This window comes from Bradyrhizobium sp. (genome assembly GCF_017881085.1).
Classification (GTDB): Bacteria; Pseudomonadota; Alphaproteobacteria; order Rhizobiales; family Xanthobacteraceae; genus Bradyrhizobium.
Window position 1 is genome coordinate 1 of the sequence record NZ_JADGRI010000046.1, and the last position, 22,718, is coordinate 22,718.

General features: G+C 63.6%; 31 protein-coding genes and 1 pseudogene. 11 read left to right on the forward strand and 21 right to left on the reverse strand.

From position 1 onward, the window contains the following. Both QZ213_RS06775 and QZ213_RS06780 read left to right on the forward strand, forming a co-directional pair. On the forward strand, positions 1-372 hold a 372-nt coding region (locus QZ213_RS06775; RefSeq protein ID WP_291685295.1), incomplete at its 5' end, for an Asd/ArgC dimerization domain-containing protein. A gap of 22 nt (positions 373-394) precedes the next feature. After that, positions 395-949 carry a TIGR00645 family protein gene (locus QZ213_RS06780; RefSeq protein ID WP_291685296.1) on the forward strand — a complete coding sequence of 185 codons (555 nt, stop codon included), beginning with the start codon at positions 395-397 and terminating at the stop codon, positions 947-949. Positions 950-971: 22 nt separating this feature from the next. Here the strand turns inward: QZ213_RS06780 and QZ213_RS06785 are convergent, their stop codons facing one another. Next, complete coding sequence (locus tag QZ213_RS06785) at positions 972-1,622, reverse strand: carbonic anhydrase (RefSeq protein WP_291685297.1); 651 nt, start codon at positions 1,620-1,622, stop codon at positions 972-974. A 98-nt stretch (positions 1,623-1,720) separates the two neighbouring features. On the opposite strand from QZ213_RS06785, the gene QZ213_RS06790 reads away from it, so the two are divergent. Beyond that, positions 1,721-2,602, forward strand: a complete 882-nt coding sequence (locus tag QZ213_RS06790) for a CoA ester lyase (protein ID WP_291685298.1) — start codon at positions 1,721-1,723, stop codon at positions 2,600-2,602. Positions 2,603-2,607: 5 nt separating this feature from the next. On the opposite strand, the gene QZ213_RS06795 is transcribed toward QZ213_RS06790, so the two are convergent. The 5 genes from QZ213_RS06795 to QZ213_RS06815 form a co-directional block, all read right to left on the reverse strand. After that, positions 2,608-3,000, reverse strand: coding sequence for a cytochrome c (locus QZ213_RS06795; RefSeq protein ID WP_291685299.1), 393 nt, complete (start codon positions 2,998-3,000; stop codon positions 2,608-2,610). A 104-nt stretch (positions 3,001-3,104) separates the two neighbouring features. Next, a complete protein-coding gene (locus tag QZ213_RS06800; RefSeq protein ID WP_291685300.1) occupies positions 3,105-3,518 on the reverse strand; it encodes a hypothetical protein in 414 nt (137 codons plus the stop codon). Positions 3,519-3,606: 88 nt separating this feature from the next. Then, complete coding sequence (locus QZ213_RS06805; RefSeq protein WP_291685324.1) at positions 3,607-4,398, reverse strand: hypothetical protein; 792 nt, start codon at positions 4,396-4,398, stop codon at positions 3,607-3,609. Between the two features lie 36 nt (positions 4,399-4,434). Continuing rightward, positions 4,435-5,040: a 3-isopropylmalate dehydratase small subunit gene (leuD, locus tag QZ213_RS06810; protein ID WP_291685301.1), complete on the reverse strand. Its 606-nt coding sequence runs from the start codon at positions 5,038-5,040 to the stop codon at positions 4,435-4,437. A gap of 175 nt (positions 5,041-5,215) precedes the next feature. Then, entirely contained in the window at positions 5,216-5,611 is a 396-nt protein-coding gene (locus tag QZ213_RS06815) for a metallopeptidase family protein (protein ID WP_291685302.1), read from the reverse strand. 115 nt (positions 5,612-5,726) lie between these two features. Here QZ213_RS06815 and QZ213_RS06820 point away from each other — a divergent pair, with 115 nt between their 5' ends. Both QZ213_RS06820 and QZ213_RS06825 read left to right on the forward strand, forming a co-directional pair. Beyond that, entirely contained in the window at positions 5,727-6,059 is a 333-nt protein-coding gene (locus tag QZ213_RS06820; protein ID WP_291685325.1) for a hypothetical protein, read from the forward strand. A 282-nt stretch (positions 6,060-6,341) separates the two neighbouring features. Beyond that, entirely contained in the window at positions 6,342-6,629 is a 288-nt protein-coding gene (locus tag QZ213_RS06825) for a hypothetical protein (RefSeq protein ID WP_291685303.1), read from the forward strand. Positions 6,630-6,642: 13 nt separating this feature from the next. Here the strand turns inward: QZ213_RS06825 and QZ213_RS06830 are convergent, their stop codons facing one another. Continuing rightward, on the reverse strand, positions 6,643-6,942 hold the full coding sequence (locus QZ213_RS06830) for a DUF1330 domain-containing protein (protein ID WP_291685304.1): 300 nt from the start codon (positions 6,940-6,942) through the stop codon (positions 6,643-6,645). Positions 6,943-7,139: 197 nt separating this feature from the next. On the opposite strand from QZ213_RS06830, the gene QZ213_RS06835 reads away from it, so the two are divergent. Then, positions 7,140-7,769: a hypothetical protein gene (locus tag QZ213_RS06835; protein WP_291685305.1), complete on the forward strand. Its 630-nt coding sequence runs from the start codon at positions 7,140-7,142 to the stop codon at positions 7,767-7,769. 83 nt (positions 7,770-7,852) lie between these two features. Here QZ213_RS06835 and QZ213_RS06840 read toward each other — a convergent pair whose 3' ends face one another. The 8 genes from QZ213_RS06840 to ffh all read right to left on the reverse strand — a co-directional run bounded on the left by QZ213_RS06840 (position 7,853) and on the right by ffh (position 13,806). After that, on the reverse strand, positions 7,853-8,062 hold the full coding sequence (locus tag QZ213_RS06840) for a hypothetical protein (RefSeq protein WP_291685306.1): 210 nt from the start codon (positions 8,060-8,062) through the stop codon (positions 7,853-7,855). Positions 8,063-8,174: 112 nt separating this feature from the next. Beyond that, a complete protein-coding gene (leuC, locus tag QZ213_RS06845) occupies positions 8,175-9,581 on the reverse strand; it encodes a 3-isopropylmalate dehydratase large subunit (protein ID WP_291685307.1) in 1,407 nt (468 codons plus the stop codon). Between the two features lie 80 nt (positions 9,582-9,661). Beyond that, positions 9,662-9,823 (reverse strand): hypothetical protein, encoded by a 162-nt coding sequence (locus QZ213_RS06850; RefSeq protein ID WP_291685308.1) that lies wholly within the window; start codon positions 9,821-9,823, stop codon positions 9,662-9,664. A 93-nt stretch (positions 9,824-9,916) separates the two neighbouring features. After that, entirely contained in the window at positions 9,917-10,300 is a 384-nt protein-coding gene (rplS, locus tag QZ213_RS06855; RefSeq protein WP_291685309.1) for a 50S ribosomal protein L19, read from the reverse strand. A gap of 228 nt (positions 10,301-10,528) precedes the next feature. After that, on the reverse strand, positions 10,529-11,317 hold the full coding sequence (gene trmD / locus QZ213_RS06860) for a tRNA (guanosine(37)-N1)-methyltransferase TrmD (protein ID WP_291685310.1): 789 nt from the start codon (positions 11,315-11,317) through the stop codon (positions 10,529-10,531). A gap of 2 nt (positions 11,318-11,319) precedes the next feature. Continuing rightward, positions 11,320-11,847: a ribosome maturation factor RimM gene (rimM, locus tag QZ213_RS06865; RefSeq protein WP_291685311.1), complete on the reverse strand. Its 528-nt coding sequence runs from the start codon at positions 11,845-11,847 to the stop codon at positions 11,320-11,322. Positions 11,848-11,866: 19 nt separating this feature from the next. After that, entirely contained in the window at positions 11,867-12,202 is a 336-nt protein-coding gene (gene rpsP / locus QZ213_RS06870) for a 30S ribosomal protein S16 (protein ID WP_291685312.1), read from the reverse strand. 50 nt (positions 12,203-12,252) lie between these two features. Next, the gene (gene ffh, locus QZ213_RS06875) at positions 12,253-13,806 is read right to left on the reverse strand and encodes a signal recognition particle protein (RefSeq protein ID WP_291685313.1); all 1,554 of its coding nucleotides are present in this window, start codon (positions 13,804-13,806) and stop codon (positions 12,253-12,255) included. A gap of 405 nt (positions 13,807-14,211) precedes the next feature. Here ffh and QZ213_RS06880 point away from each other — a divergent pair, with 405 nt between their 5' ends. Further along, a complete protein-coding gene (locus QZ213_RS06880) occupies positions 14,212-15,204 on the forward strand; it encodes an MBL fold metallo-hydrolase (protein WP_291685314.1) in 993 nt (330 codons plus the stop codon). A gap of 38 nt (positions 15,205-15,242) precedes the next feature. Here the strand turns inward: QZ213_RS06880 and QZ213_RS06885 are convergent, their stop codons facing one another. Further along, positions 15,243-15,947: an SIMPL domain-containing protein gene (locus tag QZ213_RS06885; RefSeq protein WP_291685315.1), complete on the reverse strand. Its 705-nt coding sequence runs from the start codon at positions 15,945-15,947 to the stop codon at positions 15,243-15,245. Between the two features lie 5 nt (positions 15,948-15,952). After that, positions 15,953-16,663, reverse strand: coding sequence for a GyrI-like domain-containing protein (locus tag QZ213_RS06890; RefSeq protein ID WP_291685316.1), 711 nt, complete (start codon positions 16,661-16,663; stop codon positions 15,953-15,955). Between the two features lie 222 nt (positions 16,664-16,885). On the opposite strand from QZ213_RS06890, the gene dapF reads away from it, so the two are divergent. Both dapF and mtaB read left to right on the forward strand, forming a co-directional pair. After that, positions 16,886-17,758 carry a diaminopimelate epimerase gene (dapF, locus tag QZ213_RS06895; protein WP_291685317.1) on the forward strand — a complete coding sequence of 291 codons (873 nt, stop codon included), beginning with the start codon at positions 16,886-16,888 and terminating at the stop codon, positions 17,756-17,758. A 1-nt stretch (position 17,759) separates the two neighbouring features. Then, complete coding sequence (gene mtaB / locus QZ213_RS06900; protein WP_291685318.1) at positions 17,760-19,031, forward strand: tRNA (N(6)-L-threonylcarbamoyladenosine(37)-C(2))-methylthiotransferase MtaB; 1,272 nt, start codon at positions 17,760-17,762, stop codon at positions 19,029-19,031. A gap of 85 nt (positions 19,032-19,116) precedes the next feature. On the opposite strand, the gene QZ213_RS06905 is transcribed toward mtaB, so the two are convergent. Beyond that, positions 19,117-19,839: an RNA pseudouridine synthase gene (locus tag QZ213_RS06905; RefSeq protein WP_291685319.1), complete on the reverse strand. Its 723-nt coding sequence runs from the start codon at positions 19,837-19,839 to the stop codon at positions 19,117-19,119. Between the two features lie 26 nt (positions 19,840-19,865). On the opposite strand from QZ213_RS06905, the gene ftsY reads away from it, so the two are divergent. After that, entirely contained in the window at positions 19,866-20,810 is a 945-nt protein-coding gene (ftsY, locus tag QZ213_RS06910; protein WP_291685320.1) for a signal recognition particle-docking protein FtsY, read from the forward strand. After that, a complete protein-coding gene (locus QZ213_RS06915; protein ID WP_291685321.1) occupies positions 20,810-21,412 on the forward strand; it encodes a septation protein A in 603 nt (200 codons plus the stop codon). Before ftsY ends, QZ213_RS06915 begins: the two co-directional genes overlap by 1 nt. Before the next feature lie 72 nt (positions 21,413-21,484). On the opposite strand, the gene QZ213_RS06920 is transcribed toward QZ213_RS06915, so the two are convergent. The 3 genes and pseudogenes from QZ213_RS06920 to QZ213_RS06930 all read right to left on the reverse strand — a co-directional run. Then, on the reverse strand, positions 21,485-21,847 hold the full coding sequence (locus QZ213_RS06920) for a helix-hairpin-helix domain-containing protein (RefSeq protein ID WP_291685322.1): 363 nt from the start codon (positions 21,845-21,847) through the stop codon (positions 21,485-21,487). A gap of 175 nt (positions 21,848-22,022) precedes the next feature. Then, entirely contained in the window at positions 22,023-22,619 is a 597-nt protein-coding gene (locus tag QZ213_RS06925; RefSeq protein ID WP_291685323.1) for a DsbE family thiol:disulfide interchange protein, read from the reverse strand. Further along, a pseudogene (locus QZ213_RS06930) lies at positions 22,616-22,718 on the reverse strand (heme exporter protein CcmD); the annotation flags it as partial. The pseudogene QZ213_RS06930 and the gene QZ213_RS06925, both read right to left, overlap by 4 nt.

Genomic DNA, 22,718 nt, shown 5'->3' on the forward strand with positions numbered 1-22,718 from the left:
ATTCTTGATCCCAAAATCAAGCTGACCGCGACTTGCGTGCGGGTGCCGGTGTTCGTCGGCCATTCCGAAGCCATCACCATCGAGTTCGAAAATCCGATTTCGCCCGACGAGGCGCGCGACATCCTGCGCAATGCGCCGGGATGCCTCGTGATCGACAAGCACGAACCCGGCGGCTACGTCACGCCCTACGAGGCGGCGGGCGAGGACGCGACCTATATCAGCCGCATCCGCGCGGATCCCACGGTGGACAACGGCCTCGTGCTGTGGTGCGTATCGGACAATTTGCGCAAGGGTGCGGCGCTGAACGCGATCCAGATCGCCGAATGCCTGATCAACCGCAAGCTGATCAGCGCCAAGAAAAAGGCGGCGTGAGAGGCCAGGAACCGGAATCCCGATGACCGAGCAACCGGCTCCTTATCGGCCTAACCCGACGCTGAAGCGCGTCGAGCGGGGCTTCGAAAGCCTGATCTTCAACAGCCGCTGGCTGATGGCGCCGTTTTATTTCGGCCTCGTCATCAGCCTCGCGGCGCTGTTGCTCAAATTCTGCATGATATTGTGGGAGTTCATCATCCACGCGCCGGGCTCCAAGGAGTCCGACATCATCCTCGGCGTTCTCAGCCTGATCGACGTCTCGCTTACCGGCAATCTGATCCTGATCGTGGTGTTTTCCGGCTACGAGAATTTCGTCTCGAAGATCGATCCCGGGGGCCATCCGGACTGGCCGGATTGGATGACCAAGGTCAATTTCGGCGGCCTGAAACAGAAGTTGCTTGCCTCGATCGTCGCGATTTCCGCGATTCAGGTGCTGAAGGCGTTCATGAATATCGACACCGTCTTCGACGCCCAGAAGCTGGCATGGCTGGTCGGCGTACATCTGGTGTTCGTGTTCTCGGCGTTCATGCTGGCGCTGTCTGACCGCTGGAGCGGCGGCGACCACGGCGGCGAATAAGCGGGGGAGATTTCCCCACTCGCTATCCGCCTGCCGGCTCCCCCGCGCTATGGAATTCCTTCGCCGCCTGGTCGAGCACGAACAGCGAGCCCTCCTTGACGCCGAAATAGGCGCCGTGCAGCTGCAACTCGCCGCGCTCGACGAGCGTCCGGACGAAGGGAAATGTCATCAGGTTTTCCAGGCTGCGGAACACGGCCGCTTTCTCGATCCGGACAGTGAAATCAGCCATGGTTTCGTGGTCGCGCTGGGAGACTGTCTCGCCCGGCTTGATGAACATCGCCATCCATTTGCCGATGAAATCGCCGGGCGACAGTGGCTCGATATTGTCGATGAAGGCGCGGATGCCGCCGCATTGCGCGTGACCGAGCACCACGATGTGCTTTACGCGCAGAACCGTAACCGCATATTCCAGCGCAGCAGACACGCCATGCGCGCCGCTATCGGGTTGATAGACCGGCACCAGATTGGCGATGTTGCGCATCACAAACAGTTCGCCGGGACCGGCATCGAAGATCACCTCCGGCGATACCCGCGAATCGCAGCAGCCGATCACCATCACCTGGGGGGACTGGCCGCGCTCGGATAGCTCGCGGTAGCGCGACTGTTCGGTTGGCAGCCGTTGCGAGGTGAAGGTGCGGTAGCCCTCCAGCAGATGTTGCGGAAATCCCGTCATGGGCGTTGCTAACCATATGAGCCGCGCAGGAACAAGTCTTTCGGACGGCGGGCCGAGATGCTATCGCGAGAACTTCAGGAATTGAAGGGAACCAGCCCATGATCCGCCCGCGCCGCAGCCTGTTGTTCATGCCCGGTTCGAACGCGCGGGCGCTGGAAAAAGCGAGGAACCTCTCCGCCGACGGCTTCATCCTCGACCTCGAGGATTCCGTCGCCCCGGAGGCCAAGGCACTGGCTCGCGACCAGATCGCGCAGGCCGTGGCGGCAAAGGGGTTCGGCAAGCGCGAGATCCTGATCCGCGTCAACGCGCTGGATTCGCCATGGTGGATCGACGACGTCACCATGGCGGGCAAGGCCCGCCCCGACGGCATCCTGGTTCCCAAGGTCTCCAGCGTGAAGGATCTCACGGCGATCGCCGATCGCCTCAGCGATATCAACGCCGACATTTCGATCAGGGTCTGGGCGATGATCGAGACCGCGCGCGCGGTGCTGCATGCCGAGGAGTTAGCCGCCGCCTCGCGCGATTCCGAAACACGGCTGGCCGGTTTCGTGTTCGGGCCGAATGATATTTCACGGGAAACGCGGATCAGAATGCAGCCCGGCCGGGCGGCGATGATCCCCATGATCACGCACTGCATCCTCGCCACGCGCGCCCACGGCCTCGACATCCTCGACGGACCCTACAGCGATTTCAGCAATTTCAACGGTTTTGGGCAGGAATGCACCCAGGCGCGCGATCTCGGCTTCGACGGCAAGACGCTGATCCATCCGGGCCAGATCGAGGCCTGCAATGCGATCTTCACGCCGCCGGCGGAGGAAGTCGCGCACGCCCGGAAGATCATCGCGGCGTTCGATCTGCCGGAAAACGCCTCGCGCGGCGCTATTTCGCTCGATGGCCAGATGGTGGAGCGGCTGCACGCCGACATGGCACGGCGCACGATTGCGATCGCGGACGCGATCGCGGCGATGGCGCATCAATAGACGGATTAATTGCGTTTCAGACCGAGGATGTAATTCACGAGATCATCGGTTTGATCGGGCGTGATGACGATGTTCGGCATACTCGGATGATTGGTCCGAAGGAACACCTTTAGCGAAAGCGCCGTGGTCGACGGACGGTTGGCTATCGCGGCGAAATCCGGCGCGGCGGTTGCTTTCGGCGTTGGCGTTGCCTCGATGGCGTGACACTCTCCGCACCACGCTTCGGCCAGGCGATGCCCCGCGGCGGCACTATCTTGCGACAAGATGGCGCCGCTCGCATGATGCGGGCCGATGAAGAACGGCGCAACGAGAGCGATGACGACAGCGAAAGCAACGTGGATCCCGTTGGAGCGCGACATTTTCACTTGCTCACTTAAGGCCATCCGACGGCCTGCCACTTAGAGAAGCGCGCCGCCCGCATTGTGCATGCGGATCAGGAACAGCGCCGCGATCGCAACGACGATGGCGAGCGAAATGTGAATCCAGGCCGAGCGCGAGATCTTCATTTATGCACCTCTGGCCCGAGCACATCGATCGTGGGCGCGTTGGGGCAGTATTCCTCGTAATGTTCGGCGGCGGAGCCGGCGGCGAAGTCGCGGACGCATTCACCCTTGTGGTGACACAACGCGCAGACCCGCTCCATGTCGCGCAGCACCAAGGGCTGGGTCCGGGCAAGCGCCTCTTCGTCGATCCCGAGCGCCTTGAGCATTTGCGGCAGTTCGTCCGCGGCATGCGGACCCTGCCGGACCAGTTCGGTCAGGTCGCCGGGAGAAACCCTGAGTTCGCTGGCAATGCGGTCGAATTCCGATGTGTTGAGCTCGCGCAGCTCATTCATTTCGCGCCGGTGCTTCAGCCAGTCGCTGAACGCCGTAACCAGCGTGTCGAAGACGGGATATGGTTTGGTTTGGGCGGTCATGGGACACCTCCGAATAGGTGCAGTGGAGCACAAACGGGGGTTGGGGTTGTTGCGGTAGATCAACCTCGCGGCAGCCGTGGGGGGAGCCTTAAGGCGAACCAAACCGTTCTGCCGCCCAGGCGTATAGGCTGCCGGGAATGGGCGGCTGGCTGCCGCGGCCTTTGGGAGAAATGTGCAAGCCTATGATGCCGGGATCGCCGATCAGGGCTGAAAAATCGGAGGGATCGAAGAACAGTTTTGGCTCGGCGTGAACCGCATAAAACGACTTCTTCGGCAGGGCATGATGCAGTTCGCCGGTCCGTCTCGCGAGCGCCGTGAGCGCCGCCGGTCCGTAGATCGCAACGCGGATGTCGGAAAGGCGGCGCGACCCGCCGCGCAGGCGGCGCAGCGCGAACGTCAGGCGGTGCCGCAGCGCCAGCCAGTCCGGCGTCAACTCCTCCTGCTCGATCAGGCTCTCGAACGCCAAGACGATTGCGTCGTCGGACGGCAGATAGAGCACGGAATTGCCCAACTGGCGCGGCCGCTCCCAGGCGAAATAGGGCTTGGTCAAATCGATCTCGACCGGTTTGAGCAGCAGCACGTCGGCGTCGAGCCACAGGCCGGCGCGCTCGGCCATCAGCCGCATCCGGAAAAAATCGGAAAATTGCAGAATGGTCCAGTCGCGCCAGCTGCCGTCCGGCTGCGGCGGACGCAATTTTTCCGAGAAGGCGTGCGGCAGGATCGCCTCGGCTTCGGCGTTGCCGACACCGTCGGGCAATCCCGGAAGCGGATCGAAACTGTAGACGGTGACCTTATGGCCGGCGGCGACCTGCGATCGCAGGCACGTCAGCCGCAGCGCATCGAGCGGACCGTGCCAAAAGGTGACCACGTCGGGCCGCATACGCGTCACTTTCCATCCGAGGCAATGATCGTCGGATCAGGCCCAGGCGCGTTCGGTCCTGGCCTTCGCTTCGTAGCTGTCGATCGAGGCCTTTTTCTCCATGGTGAGGCCGATATCGTCGAGGCCGTTCATCAGGCAATGCTTGCGGAACGGATCGATCTCGAATTTCACCGTGCCGCCGTCGGGACCGCGGATTTCCTGGTTGGCGAGGTCGATAGTCAGCGTCGCATTGGCGCCGCGTTCGGCGTCGTCGAACAATTTGTCGAGGTCTTCCTGGGTGACGCGGATCGGCAGAATGCCGTTCTTGAAACAGTTGTTGTAGAAGATATCGCCGAACGAGGTCGAGATCACGCAGCGGATGCCGAAATCCAGCAGCGCCCAGGGCGCGTGCTCGCGACTCGACCCGCAGCCGAAATTGTCGCCCGCGACCAGGATCTTGGCGTTGCGATAGGCCGGCTTGTTGAGGATGAAATCCGGGTTCTCGCTGCCGTCGTCCTTGTAGCGCTGTTCGGAGAACAGGCCCTTGCCGAGGCCGGTGCGCTTGATGGTTTTCAGGTACTGCTTGGGGATGACCATGTCGGTGTCGACATTGATGATCTTCAGCGGCGCCGCGACGCCTTCCAGCGTGGTGAACTTGTCCATCGGATCGCATTTCTAGCTAGGGATTGGGGAAAAACGTCTTACCGGTGTGGTTTATCGCGAATGCGGCCGGCCTCAAAGGCCAAAATCGCCGAGCGCGTATTCCGCAAAAGCTCGCCTTCGGATGTCCGAGGGTGGATACCGGCCAGGCCAATGGGATATGCGCCGCTGAAGGACGCTACTCGTCGGCCTCGATCGCCTCCATATCCTCGTCGGAAAGCCCGAAATGATGGCCGATCTCGTGAATCAGCACGTGGCGAACGATATGGCCCAGCGCCTCGTCATGTTCCGCCCAGTAATCCAGGATCGGCCGGCGGTAGAGCCAGATCATGTTGGGCAGCCGGGCGATATCGTCATTGCTTTGGTGCGGCAGGCCCACGCCCTGGAACAGGCCGAGCAGGTCGAACTCGCTCTCGCACCTCATCTCGTCGAGCACCTCGTCGGTCGGAAAATCGTCGACGCGAATGATCACGCCCTCGCACAGGTCGCGAAAGGTTCTTGGCAGGCGCCCGAAGACGTCGTGCGCCATGGCTTCCATCTCGGCCAGGGAGGGTGTTTTCGCGGTTCGCCACATTTTTGGAATTTTAGCGCGGGTTCCGTGCTCATGCATGCGATTTCGAAGGGCGCAGTTGACCTTGGCGCGGCAATCGGAGACGTTGCGGCCGGTAAACAGGTCGATGGTGGGCGCGATGATGCGGATCCGGACGGCGGCAATATGGGTCGTTTTGGCAGGCGTTTTTTCGTTGCCGGCGAGCGCGCAAGACGCGCTTCCGCAGGGATTGCGAACCGCACCGGCGGTACAGCCTGCCGCCACCGATATCTCCGCGCAGCAGCGGGTGCGGCGGCCACCGACCCGCCTGCGCGTCCAGCCCTATTACGACTCCAATCCGAACGACGTCTATCCCCGCTATTATCCCGGCCGCAACGCGGTGCGCGACTGCAACGCCACTTACGTGCAGGAATACCGGCCGAGCGGCACGGTGATCGTGCCGCGCATGAACTGTTTCTGGCGGCCCGGCTAGTTCAGCGAGCTACGGTGGCGGGATATCGGTGGAAACGCCGCCGCGCCGATCAGCGCCGCGCCCGCCTACGCCGGTCCGGAAAATCTCGAGCGCAAATTTTGTTCCGGCTGGCCATCATCCGTACGTTTGATGCAGGTCAATGCAGCTTGCGATCAAAGGCATCGAATGCCGCAGATTGAACGAAGGTTGCGATGTGACCTGTTTCTCGTGCGACTTGCTGTGCCGGCCTGAAACCTGCGCGCAGGCCGAGCGTTGATGAGCTAAACAACGGAGGAGGCTTTCATGACCAGATGGTTCGGCCCAGCCTTGCTGGCGGTCACCCTGATGTTCGGCAGTTCGACCGTGATCAAGTCAGCGACTGCGGCGCCCTTCCAGGCTACGGCGCAAAAGTCGCAAGCAACCGATATCAGCGCGCGGCGTCACTATCGGCATTATCACTATCGCTACGTCTATCGCCCGTACTACCGGCCCTATTATTACGCGCGACCTTACTATTACAGACCTTATCCGTATTATGCACCGTACTACGCGCCGGCGCCGTTCCCGTTTGCGTTCGGGTTCGGGTGGTAACGGTCGACGCTCGTTAAGCGGCCAGCGCGAATCCCTTCGCCAGCAGTACGACGCCTTGCGCGCCGGCTTTGCGGTCTTTCGAGATTTCGAGATATTCCGGTGAATTCGCCCAGGCGCGAAACGCGCTCTCGTCGGGAAATGACATGAGCACCACCTTGTCGCGATCCCACGCGCCTTCCACGACCACCGGGCTTTCATCCGCCGAGAGCAGGCGTCCGTCGAATTTCTTGAACACGTCGAAGAATCGCGCCTGATAGCGATCATACGCCGCGCGGTCGGTCATCTTCAGCTGCACAATCACATAAACAGTCATCTCCAATCCCTATTCCAAATCAGGCCCACCTTTTCCCGCCCTTCTCTTCGTGCGCCGAAATTGCGGCGCGCACATTCATGGCGCGTTCACATCCCCCTCTCTATTTTGATGTTGGGAGCGATCGCAAATAAACACGCCGAAGTCAGGCCATTTCATGGCCCAGGCTTTCGTTGCCTGAATTCAGGGAGGCCTCGCACATGACCAAGATCTCAAATCCCGGGCGCGGCGTTGTCCGTTGCCTGGGTCTGGCCGCGGCGGCGATGCTGGCGCTCTCAACTATTCCACAGCGCGCGCAGGCGGTGTCGCTGATCAATCCGGGCGCTGCGCCGACGGCGAAACTTGCCTCCGACGGACTGACGACCGAAGTCCGCGGTGGTGGACACGGCGGTGGCGGTGGCCACGGTGGTGGAGGTGGCGGCGGCTTCCACGGCGGCGGCGGTTTTCACGGTGGGGGCGCCGTGTTTCACGGCGGCGGCGGCCCGGCGTTTCACAGTGGCGGCTTCCACAGCGGCGGCGGCGCCGTATTCCATGGCGGCGCGCTTCGCGCCGGTCCGGTCTTCCACGGCGGCGGCCTTCGCTATAGCGGCGCCCGCTACGGCGGCTACCGGTTCGCCCACCACCATCACTTTCACCGGCGCTTCTTCTATGGCGCGTCCTACTACCCGTACGATGATTATCCCTATTATTACGCGCACCGCCGCTGCCCGGTGGTCTGGACCCACCACGGTCCGCGGCGCGTCTGTCACTTCCGTCACTGGCGTCACCATCACTACTACTGGCGGCACCACCACCACCACCACCGGCATCACCATTTCCGAGGCTATTGATTAGCGTCGAAACACTGGCAGATATGGATCAGGCGCCCAGAAGGGCGCCTGATCCATATCTGCGAAGCATCAATGTTGCCGCGCTAACCCCGGTCCCAATCCTTGAACTTCCAGGCCCGCAGCTTCCACGGCGTCAGCGTCTCCACGCGCCACTGCTCCCACCGGTCTGGCGGCCAGTGACTGAGACGCGAGGTTTCCTTGACCACGGGATCGACGACGCGCCGCACGATGCGGCGCCGGCTCTGCCGCGTCGCTTCGCTGATCATATCGACGAATTCGGACTTTTCGGCCATTGTTCGCTCCTGCGAGATGCCAAAGCCTGCCGCGTCTACGTCGAGTTAGTCTGCCCACAACACCTTAACGACTTGCTTCCGGAACGCATCGAGGTTGAGGCAAGGGAGCGGCTTACCGCCACTCCCTGATGTCGACGAAATGTCCCGCGATCGCCGCGGCCGCCGCCATGGCCGGCGAGACCAGGTGGGTGCGGCCCTTAAATCCCTGGCGACCCTCGAAATTGCGGTTCGAGGTCGAGGCGCAGCGCTCTTCCGGGGCCAGTTTGTCGGGGTTCATCGCCAGACACATCGAGCAGCCCGGCTCGCGCCATTCGAAGCCGGCCTTGATGAAGATCTTGTCGAGGCCTTCGGCTTCCGCCTGCTCCTTCACGATGCCGGAGCCCGGTACGATCATGGCGTTGACATGGCCGTTGACCGTCTTGCCCTCGGCGATCTTCGCCGCCGCGCGCAAATCCTCGATCCGGCCATTGGTGCAGGAGCCGATGAAGACGCGGTCGAGCTTGATGTCGGTGATTTTCGTCCCCGCCTTCAGGCCCATGTAGTTCAGCGCGCGATGTTTCGACAGCCGTTTGGCCTCGTCGGCAATCTCTTCGGGATCGGGCACGAAGCCGGTGATCGACACCACGTCCTCGGGCGACGTGCCCCAGGTCACGATCGGCGGCAGCTTGGCGGCATCCAGCCGGATCTCGTGATCGAAATGCGCGCCGTCGTCGCTGCGCAGCGTCTCCCAATAGCGCATCGCCGCGTCCCAATTGGCGCCCTTCGGCGCCTTCGGGCGGCCCTTCAGGAATTCAAATGCCTTTTCATCCGGCGCGACCAGGCCGGCACGGGCGCCGCCTTCGATCGACATGTTGCAGACCGTCATGCGGCCTTCCATCGACAGCGCGCGGATCGCATCGCCGGCATATTCCAGTACATAGCCGGTGCCGCCGGCGGTGCCGATCTCGCCGATGATGGCCAGGATGATATCCTTGCCGGTGACGCCGTCGGGCAATTTGCCGTCGACGACCGCGCGCATGTTCTTGGCCTTCTTCTGGATCAGGGTTTGCGTCGCCAGCACGTGTTCGACTTCGGAGGTGCCGATGCCGTGCGCCAGCGCGCCGAACGCGCCATGCGTGGAGGTATGGCTGTCGCCGCAGACGATGGTGGTGCCGGGCAAGGTAAAGCCCTGCTCGGGGCCGATCACGTGGACGATGCCCTGACGCTTGTCGAACTCGTTGTAATACTCGATGCCGAACTCCTTGGCATTCGCCGCCATCACCCGCATCTGCTCGATGCTCTCGGGATCGGGATTGGGTTTGGAGCGGTCGGTGGTGGGTATGTTGTGGTCGACCACGGCCAGCGTCTTCTCCGGCGCGTGAACCTTGCGCCCCGTCGCGCGCAGCCCTTCGAAGGCCTGCGGCGAGGTCACCTCGTGGACCAGATGGCGATCGATATAGAGCAGGCAGGTGCCGTCATCGGCTTCGTGCACCAGATGATCGTTCCAGATCTTGTCGTACAGCGTGGTGGGTTTGGACATGAGCGTGAGCCCTCAAAATGATTTTGCGTGAGCAGGGAAGCGCGGTTAGGCGCGAAACAATCGAGATGCCGGCGCGGCGATCAAAGCGCGCGCGAAAGTTCCGATGTCGCCGAGGTCGCGAATCGTCCGAAGAAGCGGCCGGGCAGGCGGCTGCGATCGTCGATCACGATCCGTGAGACGATTTGGCAAGCAATGCTGGTTTGATCTGGAACCATTGGATTTTCTACCACGGCGCCGGCCATCGCGACAATCGATCGTTAGCTAGATAGGTATGTCGCAACAAAAAAGCGCGGGGTTGAGCCCGCGCTTTTCATCAAATCCATTATGCGCCAGGATTACTCGCCGACAGCGGCCGGGCGGTCCGTCTTCTTCTCGACGATGCGGGCCGACTTGCCGCGCAGATTGCGCAGGTAATACAGCTTGGCGCGGCGCACCTTGCCGCGGCGCACCACCGTGATCGAGTCGATCATCGGGGACATCACCGGGAATACGCGTTCCACGCCCTCGCCGTAGGAAATCTTGCGCACCGTAAAGCTCTCGTTGAGCCCGCCGCCGGAACGGCCAATGCAGACGCCCTCATAGGCCTGAACGCGCGAGCGGTCGCCTTCGACCACCTTGACGTTGACGATCACGGTATCGCCGGGGCCAAATTCCGGAATGGTCTTGGTGGCGGCCAGTTTGTCGAACTGCTCTTTTTCGAGCTCTTGAATAAGGTTCATCGCAAAATCTCCATCGGCGTCGCGCCCCAGCCGTGAAGAGCGCGGGCTGCGCGGGTGTTCGTTTATCCTGTAGCGCGTATTCCGCAAAAGTCGGCACCGGTTTTGCGGAAAGAATACGCGCAGTTCAATTAATTCGAGCATTTTCTGGCGGCAAACCGGAATGCCACTCTGCCGGAAAATGCTCGGTGCGCGGATTTGGCGCTCGTATACGGCAAAGGCGGCGGCTTGTCACCCTTCCGTCGTGTTTTTTGGGCGATTTTGGCCAGGTCCTGGTTGGACTTGCCTCGCGGCCCATAGATCGGGCCGCCGCGCCCGGGTCAGGGCCTCGGCTTCGGCCTGCCGCCAGGCGGAGACCTTGGCGTGGTCGCCGGACAGCAGGATCTCCGGGATCGGCCGGCCCTCGAACTCCTGCGGTCGGGTGAATTGCGGGTATTCCAGTAGTCCGTCCGAAAAGCTCTCCTCCGTGCCGGAAGCGGGCTTTCCCATCACCCCAGGCAGCAGCCGGACGCAGGCGTCGATCACAGCCATGGCGGCGATCTCGCCCCCGGACAGCACGTAATCGCCGATCGAAATCTCCTCGAGCCGGCGGGCCTCGATCGCCCGCTGGTCGATGCCCTCGAACCGCCCGCAGACGATCAGCGGGCCTGGCCCGGCGGCGAGCTCCTTGACCCGCGACTGAGTCAATGGCCGACCCCGGGGGCTCATCAGCAGCCTTGGCCGATCCCTTGGCCGATCCTCTGGACGGTCGGCGACGCTATCCGCGGCGTCGATGGCGGCCGCCAGCACGTCGGCGCGCAGCACCATGCCGGGCCCGCCGCCGGCCGGCGTATCGTCGACGCTGCGGTGGCGGTCAGTGGCCGAGTCCCTGATATCGCGCGCCTCCAGCGCCCACAGGCCCGACGCCAGCGCCTTGCCGGCGAGGCTGACGCCGAGCGGACCCGGGAACATCTCGGGGAACAAAGTGAGGACGGTGGCTCGCCAAATCCTGGCTTCAGAAGTCTTCATCTCGGCGGCCATGCTCAGGCGTCCGCGCTGGAGGGGTCGTCGCCCTCGATCTCCGGGGGCAATTCGATCACCACGCGCCCGCCCGTGATATCGACTGACGGCACCACCGCATTGGTGAACGGCAGCAGCAGGGTCGCGCCCCCGGGCGGCGCGATCTCGATGATATCGCCGGCGCCGAAATTGTGGATCGCGATGACGCGGCCGAGCGGTTCGTTGGCGGCATTCACCGCCGCAAGCCCGATCAAATCGGCGTGGTAATATTCATCCTCGTCGGTCGCGGGCAGTTTTTCCCTCGCGATATAGAGCTCGATGCCGTTGAGGCGCTCGGCTTCCTCGCGGGTCGAAATGCCCTTCAGCGTCGCGACCAGATGGCCTTTGGCTTCGCGCGCGCTCGTCAGTTCGAACTGGCGCGCGCCGTCTTTGGTCGTCAAAGGCCCGTAGGCCTGCACCGCCAGCGGGTCTTCCGTAAACGTCCACAGCTTCACCGCGCCGCGCACGCCATGCGCGGCGCCGATCCGGGCGACGCAAATCGGTGCTGCCACCGTCGCGCGCCGTTACGCTTTAAGCCGTCTTGCCGGCGGCTTCGGCCTGCGCCTTGCGCTCCTTGCGCGGCACGGCCTTTTCCGGATTGTTGCGGGCGGCACGCTTGACGACGCCGGCGGCATCGAGGAAGCGCGTCACGCGATCCGACGGCTGCGCGCCCTTGGCGAGCCAGGCCTTGACCTTGTCCATGTCGAGCTTCAGCCGTTCGGCGTTGTCCTTCGGCAGCAGCGGATTGAAATGGCCGAGACGCTCGATGAAGCGGCCGTCGCGGGGAAAGCGCGAGTCGGCGACGACGACGTGATAGACCGGGCGCTTCTTGGTGCCTGCGCGAGCGAGGCGGATAACGACTGACATATGGTTCTCCTTTGAGGTGTCTGTTCGAATGCTAAGTGAATGGATCGCGGTTATTTCTTCTTGCCGAGGCCGGGGAAGCCGCCGAGGCCCGGCAGGTTCGGCTTGCCGCTGAGGCCAGTGAGGCCGGGTAAATTGGGCAGACCCTGCCGCAAGCCGGCCGGAAGATCCTTCGGCAGCGCGGGCATGCCGCCGGGGCCCGCACCACCCGGCATTTTCTCGGCGAGCGCCTTCATCTGCTCGGGCGACGGCATGCCGCCGCCGCCAAAGCCCATCGCCTGCGCGATGCCGGCCATCGGGCCGCGCTTGCCGGAGCCCATGGCCTTCATCATGTCGGCCATGTTGCGGTGCATCTTCAGGAGCTTGTTGAGGTCCTCGACCTTGCCGCCGGCGCCCGCGGCGATGCGCTTCTTGCGGCTGGCCTTGAGGATGTCGGGGTGCTTGCGCTCCTGCCGCGTCATCGAATCGATCAGCGCGACCTGGCGTTTTAGAATCTTGTCGTCGATCCCCGCGTTCGCGATCTGATTTTTCATTTTCGCGATGCCGGGCATCATACCCATCAGCCCGCTGATGCCCCCCATATTGGCCATCTGCAACAATTGTTCGCGCATGTCAGTGAGGTCGAACTGACCCTTGCGCATCCGTTCGGCGGTGCGCGCGGCTTTCTCGGCGTCGATGTTGGCCGCGGCCTTCTCGACCAGCGACACCACGTCGCCCATGCCGAGGATGCGGCCGGCGATCCGGCTGGGGTGGAAATCCTCCAGCGCGTCGGTCTTTTCACCGGTGCCGATCAGCTTGATCGGCTTGCCCGTGACCGCGCGCATCGACAGCGCGGCGCCGCCACGGCCGTCGCCGTCGACCCGCGTCAGCACGATGCCGGTCAGCCCGACTCGCTGGTCGAACGAACGCGCGAGGTTCACCGCGTCCTGGCCGGTCAGGGCGTCCGCAACCAGCAGCACTTCATGCGGATTGGCCGCCGCTTTGATCTCCGCGGCTTCCGTCATCATCTCTTCGTCGAGCGTGGTGCGGCCGGCGGTGTCGAGCAGCACCACGTCGTAGCCGCCGAGTTTGGCGGCCTCCAGCGCGCGTTTTGCGATTTGCGCCGGCTTCTGGCCGGCAACGATCGGCAAGGTCTGGATATCGAGATCGCGGCCCAGCACCGCGAGTTGTTCCATCGCGGCAGGGCGATAGATGTCGAGCGAGGCCATCAGCACCTTGCGCTTGTCGCGCTGGGTCAGGCGGCGGGCGAGTTTTGCCGTGGTGGTGGTTTTGCCGGAGCCCTGCAGGCCGACCATCATGATCGCGACCGGCGGCACCGCGTTGAGGTCGATGGTCTGGCCGTCGGAGCCCAGCGTGGCGACCAGTTCGTCGTGGACGATCTTGACCACCATCTGGCCTGGCGTCACCGACTTGACGACGGTAGCTCCGACCGCCTGCTCGCGGACGCGATCGGTAAAGCCGCGGACGACGTCGAGCGAGACGTCGGCCTCGAGCAGCGCGCGGCGCACCTCGCGCATCGCGGCATCGACGTCGGTCTCGCTGAGCGAACCGCGCCCCGTCAGCCGATCGAGGATGCCACCAAGCTTTTCCGACAGATTGTCGAACACGTCCGTTGTCCCTTGCCTGTTGCAGGCGCTGCGTCACTCACCGCCGTCATGCCCCGCGAAAGCGGGGTATCCAGTACGCCGCGGCTCCTCGGCTTAAGCGAACTGCTCTGGGATACTGGATCACCCGCTTTCGCGGGTGATGACGACCTTTGTATCTCGGCATGCTGCCGAGCCCATAAACCAAACAATTTTGCGCCCGAGGGCGCATCGCGCTGTCGGACGTTGACCTCCGGCCTCAGGGACCGGGCGGCGGGTCGAAAAGAACATCTTTCCGATTGATTGCGGGCGTTAAACCCCCGCAGGCCCAAAAAGTCAAGGAAAGTCGCTGCCTGCTGGCGTTTTCGTGAAGCCTGACGGCCCGCCTACCCCCTTGCAAAAGCAGACATATTTATTGCCTATCAGGCCATGACGTCCTTCAAGAAAACCCATTCCGGACCTGTTTCCGATCATTTCGACGGCAAGCAGTTTTTCGATCCCGATGGCGCGCCGCCGAAATCTCTGGCTGAGGTGCTGCGCTGGCAGTTCGGTCGGGGCCGGCAGCGGCAGGCCTGGCCCAAATGGGCGCCGAGCCCGCATGCGGATGCCCCGCCGGCGCGCGTCGACGGCGGCAAGGTGCGGCTGTCGTTTGTCGGTCACGTCAGCTGGCTGGTTCAGACCGCAGGGCTGAACATCCTGATCGACCCGGTGTGGTCGGAACGCGCATCGCCGGTTCGCTGGGCCGGACCGAAGCGGCGCAACGACCCCGGCATTGCTTTCGACGCGTTGCCTCCGATCGACGTCACCCTGGTGTCGCACGGTCATTACGATCATCTCGATATCGCGACGTTGTCGAAACTCTCGGCAAAATTCTCTCCGCGCGTGATCACGCCGCTTGGCAACGACGTCGTCATGCGAAACGCCGACGGCGCGGTAAAGGCCGAAGCCTTCGACTGGCACGACCGCATCGAACTTGGGGGCGGCGTCGCGGTGACGCTGGTGCCGACCCGGCACTGGACGGCGCGCGGACTGTTCGATCGCAACGAAGCGCTGTGGGCAAGCTTTGTGCTGGAGACGCCGGCCGGCAAGATCTACATCGTCTGCGATTCCGGTTACGGCAGCGGCAAGCATTTTCGCGATGTCGGGCAGGCGCACGGCCCGCTGCGGCTGGCGATCCTGCCGATCGGTGCCTATGAGCCGCGCTGGTTCATGCGCGATCAGCACATGAATCCGTCGGATGCCGTGAAGGCGCTTGAAGATTGTGGCGCGCAGGCTGCGCTGGCGCATCACCACGGCACGTTCCAACTGACCGACGAAGCGATCGACGCGCCGCTCGTCGCGCTGCATGCTGCGCTGGACGATGCCGGGATTCCACGCGAGCGCTTTGTCGCGCTCAGGCCGGGGCAGGTGTTTGAACTCTAGCCTCTCCCCGCAGGAGCGGGGCGGGGGGAGTAGACGGATTACTGTCCTGCTTGCTTGATCGCCCAGGACACGCTGACGGTCACCTGCAGCGTCTCCTCGCCCTGTGCGACCGGTGTTGGGGACACCGCCATGCCGACGGCCATCTTGCGGTAGGGCATCGGGCCCGGGGCGCCCTCCTCGGAGATGCCGAGCGGCGCGCCAAGCGTGACGCCAGCGGCCTTGGCGTAGATCTCGGCCTTGCGGCGGGCGTCGGCGACTGCCTGCCCGCGGGCGTCATCCAGAAGCTTCGACGCGTTGGAGATCGAGAAACCGATGCCGCTGACATTGGTCGCGCCGGCGCCCACCAGGACATCGATGGTGCTCGCGACCTTCGGGATGTCGTGCAGCCGGACCGTGACGCGATTGCTGGCCTGGTAGCCGACGACGGGAGATGGTCCGGAGCGGTTCGGCGCGTATTGCGGCTGCAGCGACAGCCGCGATGTCTGGATATCCTTCGGCTCGACGTTGGCGGCCTTGAGGGCGAGTAGCAGCTTGCCCATCGCCGCGTTATTGGCCTCGGACGCCTCGCGCGCGGTCTTGGCGTCCGAGGTGACGCCAGCCTCGATCTCCGCCTGATCCGGCGGCACGGAAATGGTGGCCTCGCCGCTGACGGTGATCATCGGCGGCGGCATGGTCTGCGCCAGCGCGGGAGCTGCAACGAGGGCGGCGCCGATAGCGGCGGCGAGCAGGGTGCGTTGTTTCATAAGCCTCATTTCAGGGGCACGTAGACGTTGATGACCAGCTTGTCTTCCGCGGTCTTCAGGGGATCGGTGATGTATTCCTCGATGAACGTGTCCTTGGCCTCGAGCTTCTTGTCGTCGAGGTGATTGGTGATGGCCTCATAGGTGTTGTCCATGTTGTCGTAGGAGCCGCGATGGACGAATTTCAGCGCCTTGCCCTCGGGCGATTTGCCCATGCTCATGGCCTTGGTCAGGTTTTTCGGTTCCTGATCGACCGGAATTTCAGCCAGGAAGGTGAAGCCGGTATCGTCGGTGGAAGTGTAGACGATCATTGAGTTGCCGGACGGCTTGATGCCCTGCTTGTCGAGCAGCCCTGACAGCGACTTGAACGAATCGATCAGGGTGTCGAATGCCGAATCCCAGTTGGCATTGCCCTTGAGGACGACCACCGTTTTCGACTCCAGCGTGATTTCCTGGCCGAAGGGATCGGCGGTCTGCACCGGCGCGACCACCGGGGGTGGCGTCGCCGGGGTCTCCGCGGCGGCGGGCGGCGCCGACGGGCTGGCGGCCGGAGCAGGGGTGGCCGCGGGCGCCGGCGCGGACGTTGCCGACGCGGCAGGCGTCGCCGGAGAGGCCGACGGCGCCGGCGATTGTGCCAGCGCATTGCCCAGGGCCAACGAAATCGCAGCTATCGGGATCAGCGCGACCATGACGAGGCTAAACCAGCGGCGGCCATTCATTCGGTATTCTCCAAAGCCCTAAATTCAATGGTAGCGGGCTCGCCCGGTGTCGCGGTCCACCTCGGCGAGGTTGTTACCATGCTAACACGCAAGCGCGGCTTTCGTCCCATGACAGATATGTCATGGGGGTTCGTTCCCGGCAGGGGGCGTCGACACAGATTCACCACACTGGCCAATCCGCCGTCATTCGCCATATAAGACGGGCATCATTCGGGAAATTCCATGAGCGCGCTTGCCAACCATAGCTTTGCCAAGATGAACGGCATCGGCAACGAAATTGTGGTGGTCGATCTGCGCGATTCGGTGGCCGTGGTTACGCCGGAGGAAGCGCGCGCGGTTGCCTCGCCCGCCGGCGTGCATTACGACCAGCTAATGGTGCTGCAGCCGCCGCGCCTCAACGGCACCGAGGCCTTTATCCGCATCTACAACAATGACGGCTCCGAGGCCGGTGCCTGCGGCAACGGCATGCGTTGTGTCGTGCGCCGGCTGTTCGAAGCGACCGGCCAGACCGCCGTCACGTTTGAGACCAAGGCCGGCCTGCTGAATTGCTGGCAGGGTCCGTCGAGCGACCTCTATACCGTCGACATGGGCCCGCCGAAATTCGGCTGGAGGGATATTCCGCTGGCCGAGGAGTTTCGCGACACCCGCTCGATCGAGCTGCAGATCGGCCCGATCGACGCGCCGATTTTGCACACGCCGTCGGCGGTCAGCATGGGCAATCCGCACGCGATTTTCTGGGTCGATGATGTCAACGCCTACGATCTCGCACGCTTCGGGCCGCTGTTGGAAAATCACCCGATCTTTCCGGAGCGTGCCAATATTACGCTCGCGCATATCGTCGATCGCGATCACATCACGATCCGCACCTGGGAGCGCGGGGCTGGGCTGACAAAGGCCTGCGGCTCGGCCGCCTGCGCCACCGCGGTGGCGGCGGCGCGGCTGAGGCGCGCCAACCGCATTGTGCAGATCACGCTGCCCGGCGGCGACCTCAGTATCGAGTGGCGCGAAGGCGACGACCACGTGCTGATGACGGGCACCGCGACCTTCGAATATGAAGGCCGCTTCGATCCGGCGCTGTTTGCCTCCGTCGCGTAAGATGAGTGTCGAGATCGTCACCTTCGGCTGCCGCCTCAACGCCTTCGAATCCGAGGTGATTTTGCGCGAGGCAGGGGGTGCCGGGCTTACCGACACCATCGTCATCAATAGCTGCGCGGTGACCAACGAAGCCGTGGCGCAGGCGCGGCAGTCGATCCGCCGGATCAAGCGCGAGCGGCCGGAAACGCGCATCGTGGTCACCGGCTGCGCGGCGCAGACCCAACCGGAGATGTTCGCCGGTATGGCCGAGGTCGATCGCGTGCTCGGCAATGACGACAAGATGCGCGGTGAAGCCTGGCGCGCGGCGCGTGCCGCGTTCGATGGCGCGGCGGGATTTGGCGTCGAGGCCAGCGAAAAGATCGCGGTCGCCGACATCATGGCCGTCAAGGAGATGGCGCCGCATCTGGTGGAAGGATTCCAGAAGGGTTGGCCCCGGGTGTTCGTGCAGGTGCAGAACGGCTGCGACCACCGCTGCACCTTCTGCATCATCCCCTATGGCCGCGGCAATTCGCGTTCGGTGCCAATGGGTGCGGTGGTCGAGCAGGTCCGCGCGCTGGTCGAGCGCGGCCATGCCGAAATCGTGCTGACCGGCGTCGACCTCACCAGCTACGGCGCCGACCTGCCGGGCGCCCCAAAACTCGGCCAGCTGACCAAACAGATCCTGCGGCATGTGCCGGAATTACAGCGGTTGCGGATTTCATCTATCGATTCCATCGAGGCGGACCGCGATCTGCTCGATGCGATCGCCGATGATGAACGGCTGATGCCGCATCTGCATCTGTCGCTGCAATCCGGCGATGATCTGATTCTGAAGCGGATGAAGCGGCGGCATTCCCGAAAAGATGCCATCGATTTCTGCGCGCAGGTGCGGCGGCTGCGGCCGGACATTGCGCTCGGCGCCGATATCATCGCGGGCTTTCCGACCGAGACCGTAGAGATGTTCGCACGCTCGCTCGATCTGGTTGACGAGTGCGGCCTCACGTTCCTGCACGTGTTTCCCTATTCGCCGCGGCCGGGCACGCCGGCAGCGCGGATGCCGCAGGTCGAGGGAAACGAGATTCGCGAACGCGCCAAGCGGCTGCGCGCGACCGGCGAGGTCGCGTTGCAACGGCGGCTGGCATCTGAGCTGGGCCATACGCGGCAGGTGCTGATCGAGAGCGCCACGCAGGGCCGCACCGAACATTTTGTGCCTGTGGCGATCAGTGGTGAGACGCCCGGCGCGGTGCGATCGCTCAGAATTACCGGGAATGACGGCGCGCGGTTGATGGTGTGACAGCGGCTCTTTCTTCTCCGCGCCGCTTCGCGTCGCGGCCACCCTCTCCCACAAGGGGAGAGGGTAAGAAAAGAACGACGCTACTTTACTCCCCATTCCATCCGCAAGCCCTGAGCCGTTCCTGCAAATGTGCCGGCGCCGGCGCCACCACGCGGACCGGGTCCTTGTTCCGGGATATCGGGATGACGATCTCGCGGGAATGCAGATGCAGGGTCGGCTCACCGAAGCGGGGGCCGTTGCCGTAGATATTGTCGCCGACGATCGGCCAGCCCATGGCCGCTGAGTGCACCCGCAATTGATGGGTGCGGCCGGTGACGGGCTCCAGCGCGAGCCAGCTGAGACCGTCGCCGCGCCCCAGCACTTTCCAGTTGGTGACCGCCTTCTGCCCTTCCGGATCCGGCTTCTGCCACCAGCCGCGTTCGGCATTGAGGCGGCCGAGCGCCATATCGATGGTGCCCTCGTCCTCGACCGGGCCGCCTTCGACCACCGCCCAATAGGTTTTTGAGATTTTGCCATGCTTGAACAGCAGGCCGAGCGACGCCGTCGCCTTGCGATGGCGTCCCAATACGAGGCAGCCGGAAGTATCACGGTCGAGCCGGTGGGCGAGCACCGGGGAACGCGGCAGCCCGAATCGGAGCGCGTCGAACGAGGATTCCAGGTTGGCGCCGCCCTTGGGGCCGCGATGCACCGGCAGGCCGGCGGGCTTGTCGATCACCAGCATCAGCCCGTCGCGATGGAGCACGCGGGCCTGGATTTCCTCCGCGGTCAATTCGGGAACTTCGGTCAAGCGTTCGAGACTTTCGCTCATGGCGCGAAACCGCTAACACACCCCGCATGAGCGATACCACTCCTGAAAAGACAAAACTGAGCTGGTGGCGGCGGCTGTCCAGCGGACTGAAGCGCACCTCGAGTTCGCTCGGGACGGCGGTGGCCGACCTCGTCACCAAGCGCAAGCTCGACCGCGCGATGCTCGAGGATATCGAGGACGTGCTGCTGCGCGCCGACCTGGGAACGGAAGTGGCGGCGCGCATCTCGGCGGCCGTAGGCCATGGCCGTTACGACAAGGCGATCACCGCCGATGACGTGAAATCGGTGGTCGCGACCGAAGTCGAGAAAGTGCTTGCGCCAGTGGCGAAGCCGCTCGTCATCGACGGGACGCAAAAGCCGTTCGTGGTGCTCGTGGTCGGCGTTAACGGCTCCGGCAAGACCACCACCATCGGCAAGCTTGCGGCAAAACTTTCCGCTGAAGGCCGCAAGGTGATGCTGGCGGCCGGAGATACCTTTCGCGCCGCCGCCATCGAGCAGTTGAAGATCTGGGGCGAGCGCACCAACTCGCCGGTCATTGCGGGCGCGCAGGGCTCGGATTCCGCGAGCCTTGCCTTCAACGCGCTGACCGCAGCGCGGGAGGGGAAGCTCGACGTGCTGCTGGTCGACACCGCCGGACGGCTGCAGAACAAGGCGGAACTGATGAACGAGCTTGAAAAAGTCGTCCGCGTCATCAAGAAGGTCGATGCGTCGGCGCCCCACGCGGTGCTGCTGGTGCTCGACGCCACCGTGGGACAAAATGCGCTGTCGCAAGTCGAGGCGTTTCACCGTACCGCTGGCGTTACGGGCCTCGTGATGACAAAGCTCGACGGCACCGCGCGCGGCGGCATCCTGGTGGCGCTGGCCGAAAAGCACAAACTGCCGGTGCATTTCATCGGCGTCGGCGAAGGCGTCGACGATCTCGCGCCGTTCACCGCGCGGGATTTCGCCCAGGCGATTGCAGGAATTGAATGATGGACAAAACCACGCCGCATCCCTTGTTCAAGCTCGCGACCGAGCTCGGTCCGCTGCTGGTTTTCTTCGGCGCCAACGCCAAGTTCGGCCTGTTCGTCGCTACCGGCGTCTTCATGGTGTCGATCGTAGCCGCGATCGTCGCGTCGTACGTGGTGACGCGGCATGTGCCGCTGATGGCGCTGGTCACCGGCGTGGTCGTCATCGTGTTCGGCACGCTGACCCTGGTGCTGCACGACGAGACCTTCATCAAGGTCAAGCCCACCATCATCTACGGCCTGTTCGCCGCGATCCTCGGCGGCGGGCTATTGTTCGGCCGCTCCTTCATCGCGATCATGTTCGATCAGATGTTCAACCTGACGCCGCACGGCTGGCGCATCCTCACGGCGCGCTGGGCGCTGTTCTTTTTCGCCATGGCGATCCTGAACGAGATCATCTGGCGCACCCAGAGCACCGATTTCTGGGTCGCGTTCAAGGCGTTCGGCGTGATCCCGCTGACCATGCTGTTTGCGATCGCGCAGATGCCGCTGACCAAGCGCTACCATCTCGAGCCGGCGTCGCTGGAAGCGAGCGAGGCGGCGGAGGGCGATGTGAGCAAGGGGTGAAATGAAAACGCACCGGCGCGGTGCGCCGATGCGTTTTCATGAGCTCGGGCTTGCGAGACGGGAAAGCCGAACTCACTTCTGCTTGGCGATGACCTTGTCCTTGATCTTGTCGTAGGTCGCCTGCGGGACGATGTTCTTCTGCACCAGTTCATCCTTGCCCTTGTAGGGGCGGCCCTTGATGATCGCTGCCGAATAGGCCTTGCCGATTCCCGGCAACGCATCGAGCTGGTCTGCGGTCGCGGAGTTGATGTCGAGCAGGTCGGTCTTGGCGGCGGGCGCCATCTTCGACTCGGCGGCCGGCGCTTTCGGCGCTGGAGCCATTTTACTGTCGGATTTGGCGGCGGGCTGGGTCGATTGAGCCATCGACGGCGAAGCCGTCAGCATGCCCAAAGTGAGGGCCGCGGCAACAAGTGAAGCGAGCGTGAAATGACGCATTGGGTGTGTCCCTCCAAGGACTGATTAAGTAACGCGATCAAGCTAGCTTTGAATTCGTGGCGGTGCCATGGCCGCCAAATGAACGGCAGATAAAAGCAAAGAATTATTTGATGCTGAATTCTTCCTTCGGCCCGTTCGCGCCAACGTCCGCCCCGGAACGACAGCTCAGGACGCCTTACGACCCCGCCTTCAGCGCCTTGTCGATCTCGACCTTGAGCACGGTGTCGATATTGTCGGGCGTTACCGGACCAACCATCTTGTAGACGATGGTGCCTTCGCGGCCGACGATGAAGGTTTCCGGCACGCCATAGACGCCCCATTCGATCGCGGCGCGGCCGTTGCCGTCGACGCCGACGAAACCGTAGGGATTGCCGTAGCGGCCGAGAAAGCGCCGCGCATTGTCCGGTGCGTCCTTGTAGTTGATGCCGATCAGCTGCAGCCGCTTGTCGCGTCCAAGCTGCGTCAACAGCGGCGCTTCGTCGTGGCAGGGAATGCACCACGAAGCCCAGACGTTGACGACGCTGACCTTGCCTTTGAACATGGCCGGATCGAGTCCGGGCACCTGTGCGCCGCTTTCGACCAGCCCCGCCAGCGGCGGCAGCGCCGTCTGCGGCGCCGGATGACCGATCAGGGCGGAGGGGATTTTTGACGGATCGCCCTCGCCGAGCCGAAACCAGAACAGCGCGGCAAGTGCTGCGAAGGCGATCAGCGGCAGCGCCATCAGCCAGGACCGGCGTGCCGGCGGGGTATTGGTTGTGGAAGTCTCGCTCATTTTAGATCCGCCGCGCTGCGCCCGGAACGCCTGACCACGCCTGACGCGTCGAGTTCGCGCAGGCGCGTCTTCTGGCGGTGATAATCGATCGCGATCCAG

What these genes read in the sequence shown, in the direction of transcription:
- QZ213_RS06780 (WP_291685296.1), top strand. Translation starts at nt 395, where the DNA reads ATGACCGAGCAACCGGCTCCTTATCGGCCTAACCCGACGCTGAAGCGC.
- QZ213_RS06785 (WP_291685297.1), bottom strand. Translation starts at nt 1,622, where the DNA reads ATGACGGGATTTCCGCAACATCTGCTGGAGGGCTACCGCACCTTCACC.
- QZ213_RS06790 (WP_291685298.1), top strand. Translation starts at nt 1,721, where the DNA reads ATGATCCGCCCGCGCCGCAGCCTGTTGTTCATGCCCGGTTCGAACGCG.
- QZ213_RS06800 (WP_291685300.1), bottom strand. Translation starts at nt 3,518, where the DNA reads ATGACCGCCCAAACCAAACCATATCCCGTCTTCGACACGCTGGTTACG.
- QZ213_RS06805 (WP_291685324.1), bottom strand. Translation starts at nt 4,398, where the DNA reads ATGCGGCCCGACGTGGTCACCTTTTGGCACGGTCCGCTCGATGCGCTG.
- leuD (WP_291685301.1), bottom strand. Translation starts at nt 5,040, where the DNA reads ATGGACAAGTTCACCACGCTGGAAGGCGTCGCGGCGCCGCTGAAGATC.
- QZ213_RS06815 (WP_291685302.1), bottom strand. Translation starts at nt 5,611, where the DNA reads ATGTGGCGAACCGCGAAAACACCCTCCCTGGCCGAGATGGAAGCCATG.
- QZ213_RS06820 (WP_291685325.1), top strand. Translation starts at nt 5,727, where the DNA reads ATGATGCGGATCCGGACGGCGGCAATATGGGTCGTTTTGGCAGGCGTT.
- QZ213_RS06825 (WP_291685303.1), top strand. Translation starts at nt 6,342, where the DNA reads ATGACCAGATGGTTCGGCCCAGCCTTGCTGGCGGTCACCCTGATGTTC.
- QZ213_RS06830 (WP_291685304.1), bottom strand. Translation starts at nt 6,942, where the DNA reads ATGACTGTTTATGTGATTGTGCAGCTGAAGATGACCGACCGCGCGGCG.
- QZ213_RS06835 (WP_291685305.1), top strand. Translation starts at nt 7,140, where the DNA reads ATGACCAAGATCTCAAATCCCGGGCGCGGCGTTGTCCGTTGCCTGGGT.
- QZ213_RS06840 (WP_291685306.1), bottom strand. Translation starts at nt 8,062, where the DNA reads ATGGCCGAAAAGTCCGAATTCGTCGATATGATCAGCGAAGCGACGCGG.
- leuC (WP_291685307.1), bottom strand. Translation starts at nt 9,581, where the DNA reads ATGTCCAAACCCACCACGCTGTACGACAAGATCTGGAACGATCATCTG.
- QZ213_RS06850 (WP_291685308.1), bottom strand. Translation starts at nt 9,823, where the DNA reads ATGGCCGGCGCCGTGGTAGAAAATCCAATGGTTCCAGATCAAACCAGC.
- rplS (WP_291685309.1), bottom strand. Translation starts at nt 10,300, where the DNA reads ATGAACCTTATTCAAGAGCTCGAAAAAGAGCAGTTCGACAAACTGGCC.
- trmD (WP_291685310.1), bottom strand. Translation starts at nt 11,317, where the DNA reads ATGGCCGCCGAGATGAAGACTTCTGAAGCCAGGATTTGGCGAGCCACC.
- rpsP (WP_291685312.1), bottom strand. Translation starts at nt 12,202, where the DNA reads ATGTCAGTCGTTATCCGCCTCGCTCGCGCAGGCACCAAGAAGCGCCCG.
- QZ213_RS06880 (WP_291685314.1), top strand. Translation starts at nt 14,212, where the DNA reads ATGACGTCCTTCAAGAAAACCCATTCCGGACCTGTTTCCGATCATTTC.
- QZ213_RS06885 (WP_291685315.1), bottom strand. Translation starts at nt 15,947, where the DNA reads ATGAAACAACGCACCCTGCTCGCCGCCGCTATCGGCGCCGCCCTCGTT.
- QZ213_RS06890 (WP_291685316.1), bottom strand. Translation starts at nt 16,663, where the DNA reads ATGAATGGCCGCCGCTGGTTTAGCCTCGTCATGGTCGCGCTGATCCCG.
- dapF (WP_291685317.1), top strand. Translation starts at nt 16,886, where the DNA reads ATGAGCGCGCTTGCCAACCATAGCTTTGCCAAGATGAACGGCATCGGC.
- mtaB (WP_291685318.1), top strand. Translation starts at nt 17,760, where the DNA reads ATGAGTGTCGAGATCGTCACCTTCGGCTGCCGCCTCAACGCCTTCGAA.
- QZ213_RS06905 (WP_291685319.1), bottom strand. Translation starts at nt 19,839, where the DNA reads ATGAGCGAAAGTCTCGAACGCTTGACCGAAGTTCCCGAATTGACCGCG.
- ftsY (WP_291685320.1), top strand. Translation starts at nt 19,866, where the DNA reads ATGAGCGATACCACTCCTGAAAAGACAAAACTGAGCTGGTGGCGGCGG.
- QZ213_RS06915 (WP_291685321.1), top strand. Translation starts at nt 20,810, where the DNA reads ATGGACAAAACCACGCCGCATCCCTTGTTCAAGCTCGCGACCGAGCTC.
- QZ213_RS06920 (WP_291685322.1), bottom strand. Translation starts at nt 21,847, where the DNA reads ATGCGTCATTTCACGCTCGCTTCACTTGTTGCCGCGGCCCTCACTTTG.
- QZ213_RS06925 (WP_291685323.1), bottom strand. Translation starts at nt 22,619, where the DNA reads ATGAGCGAGACTTCCACAACCAATACCCCGCCGGCACGCCGGTCCTGG.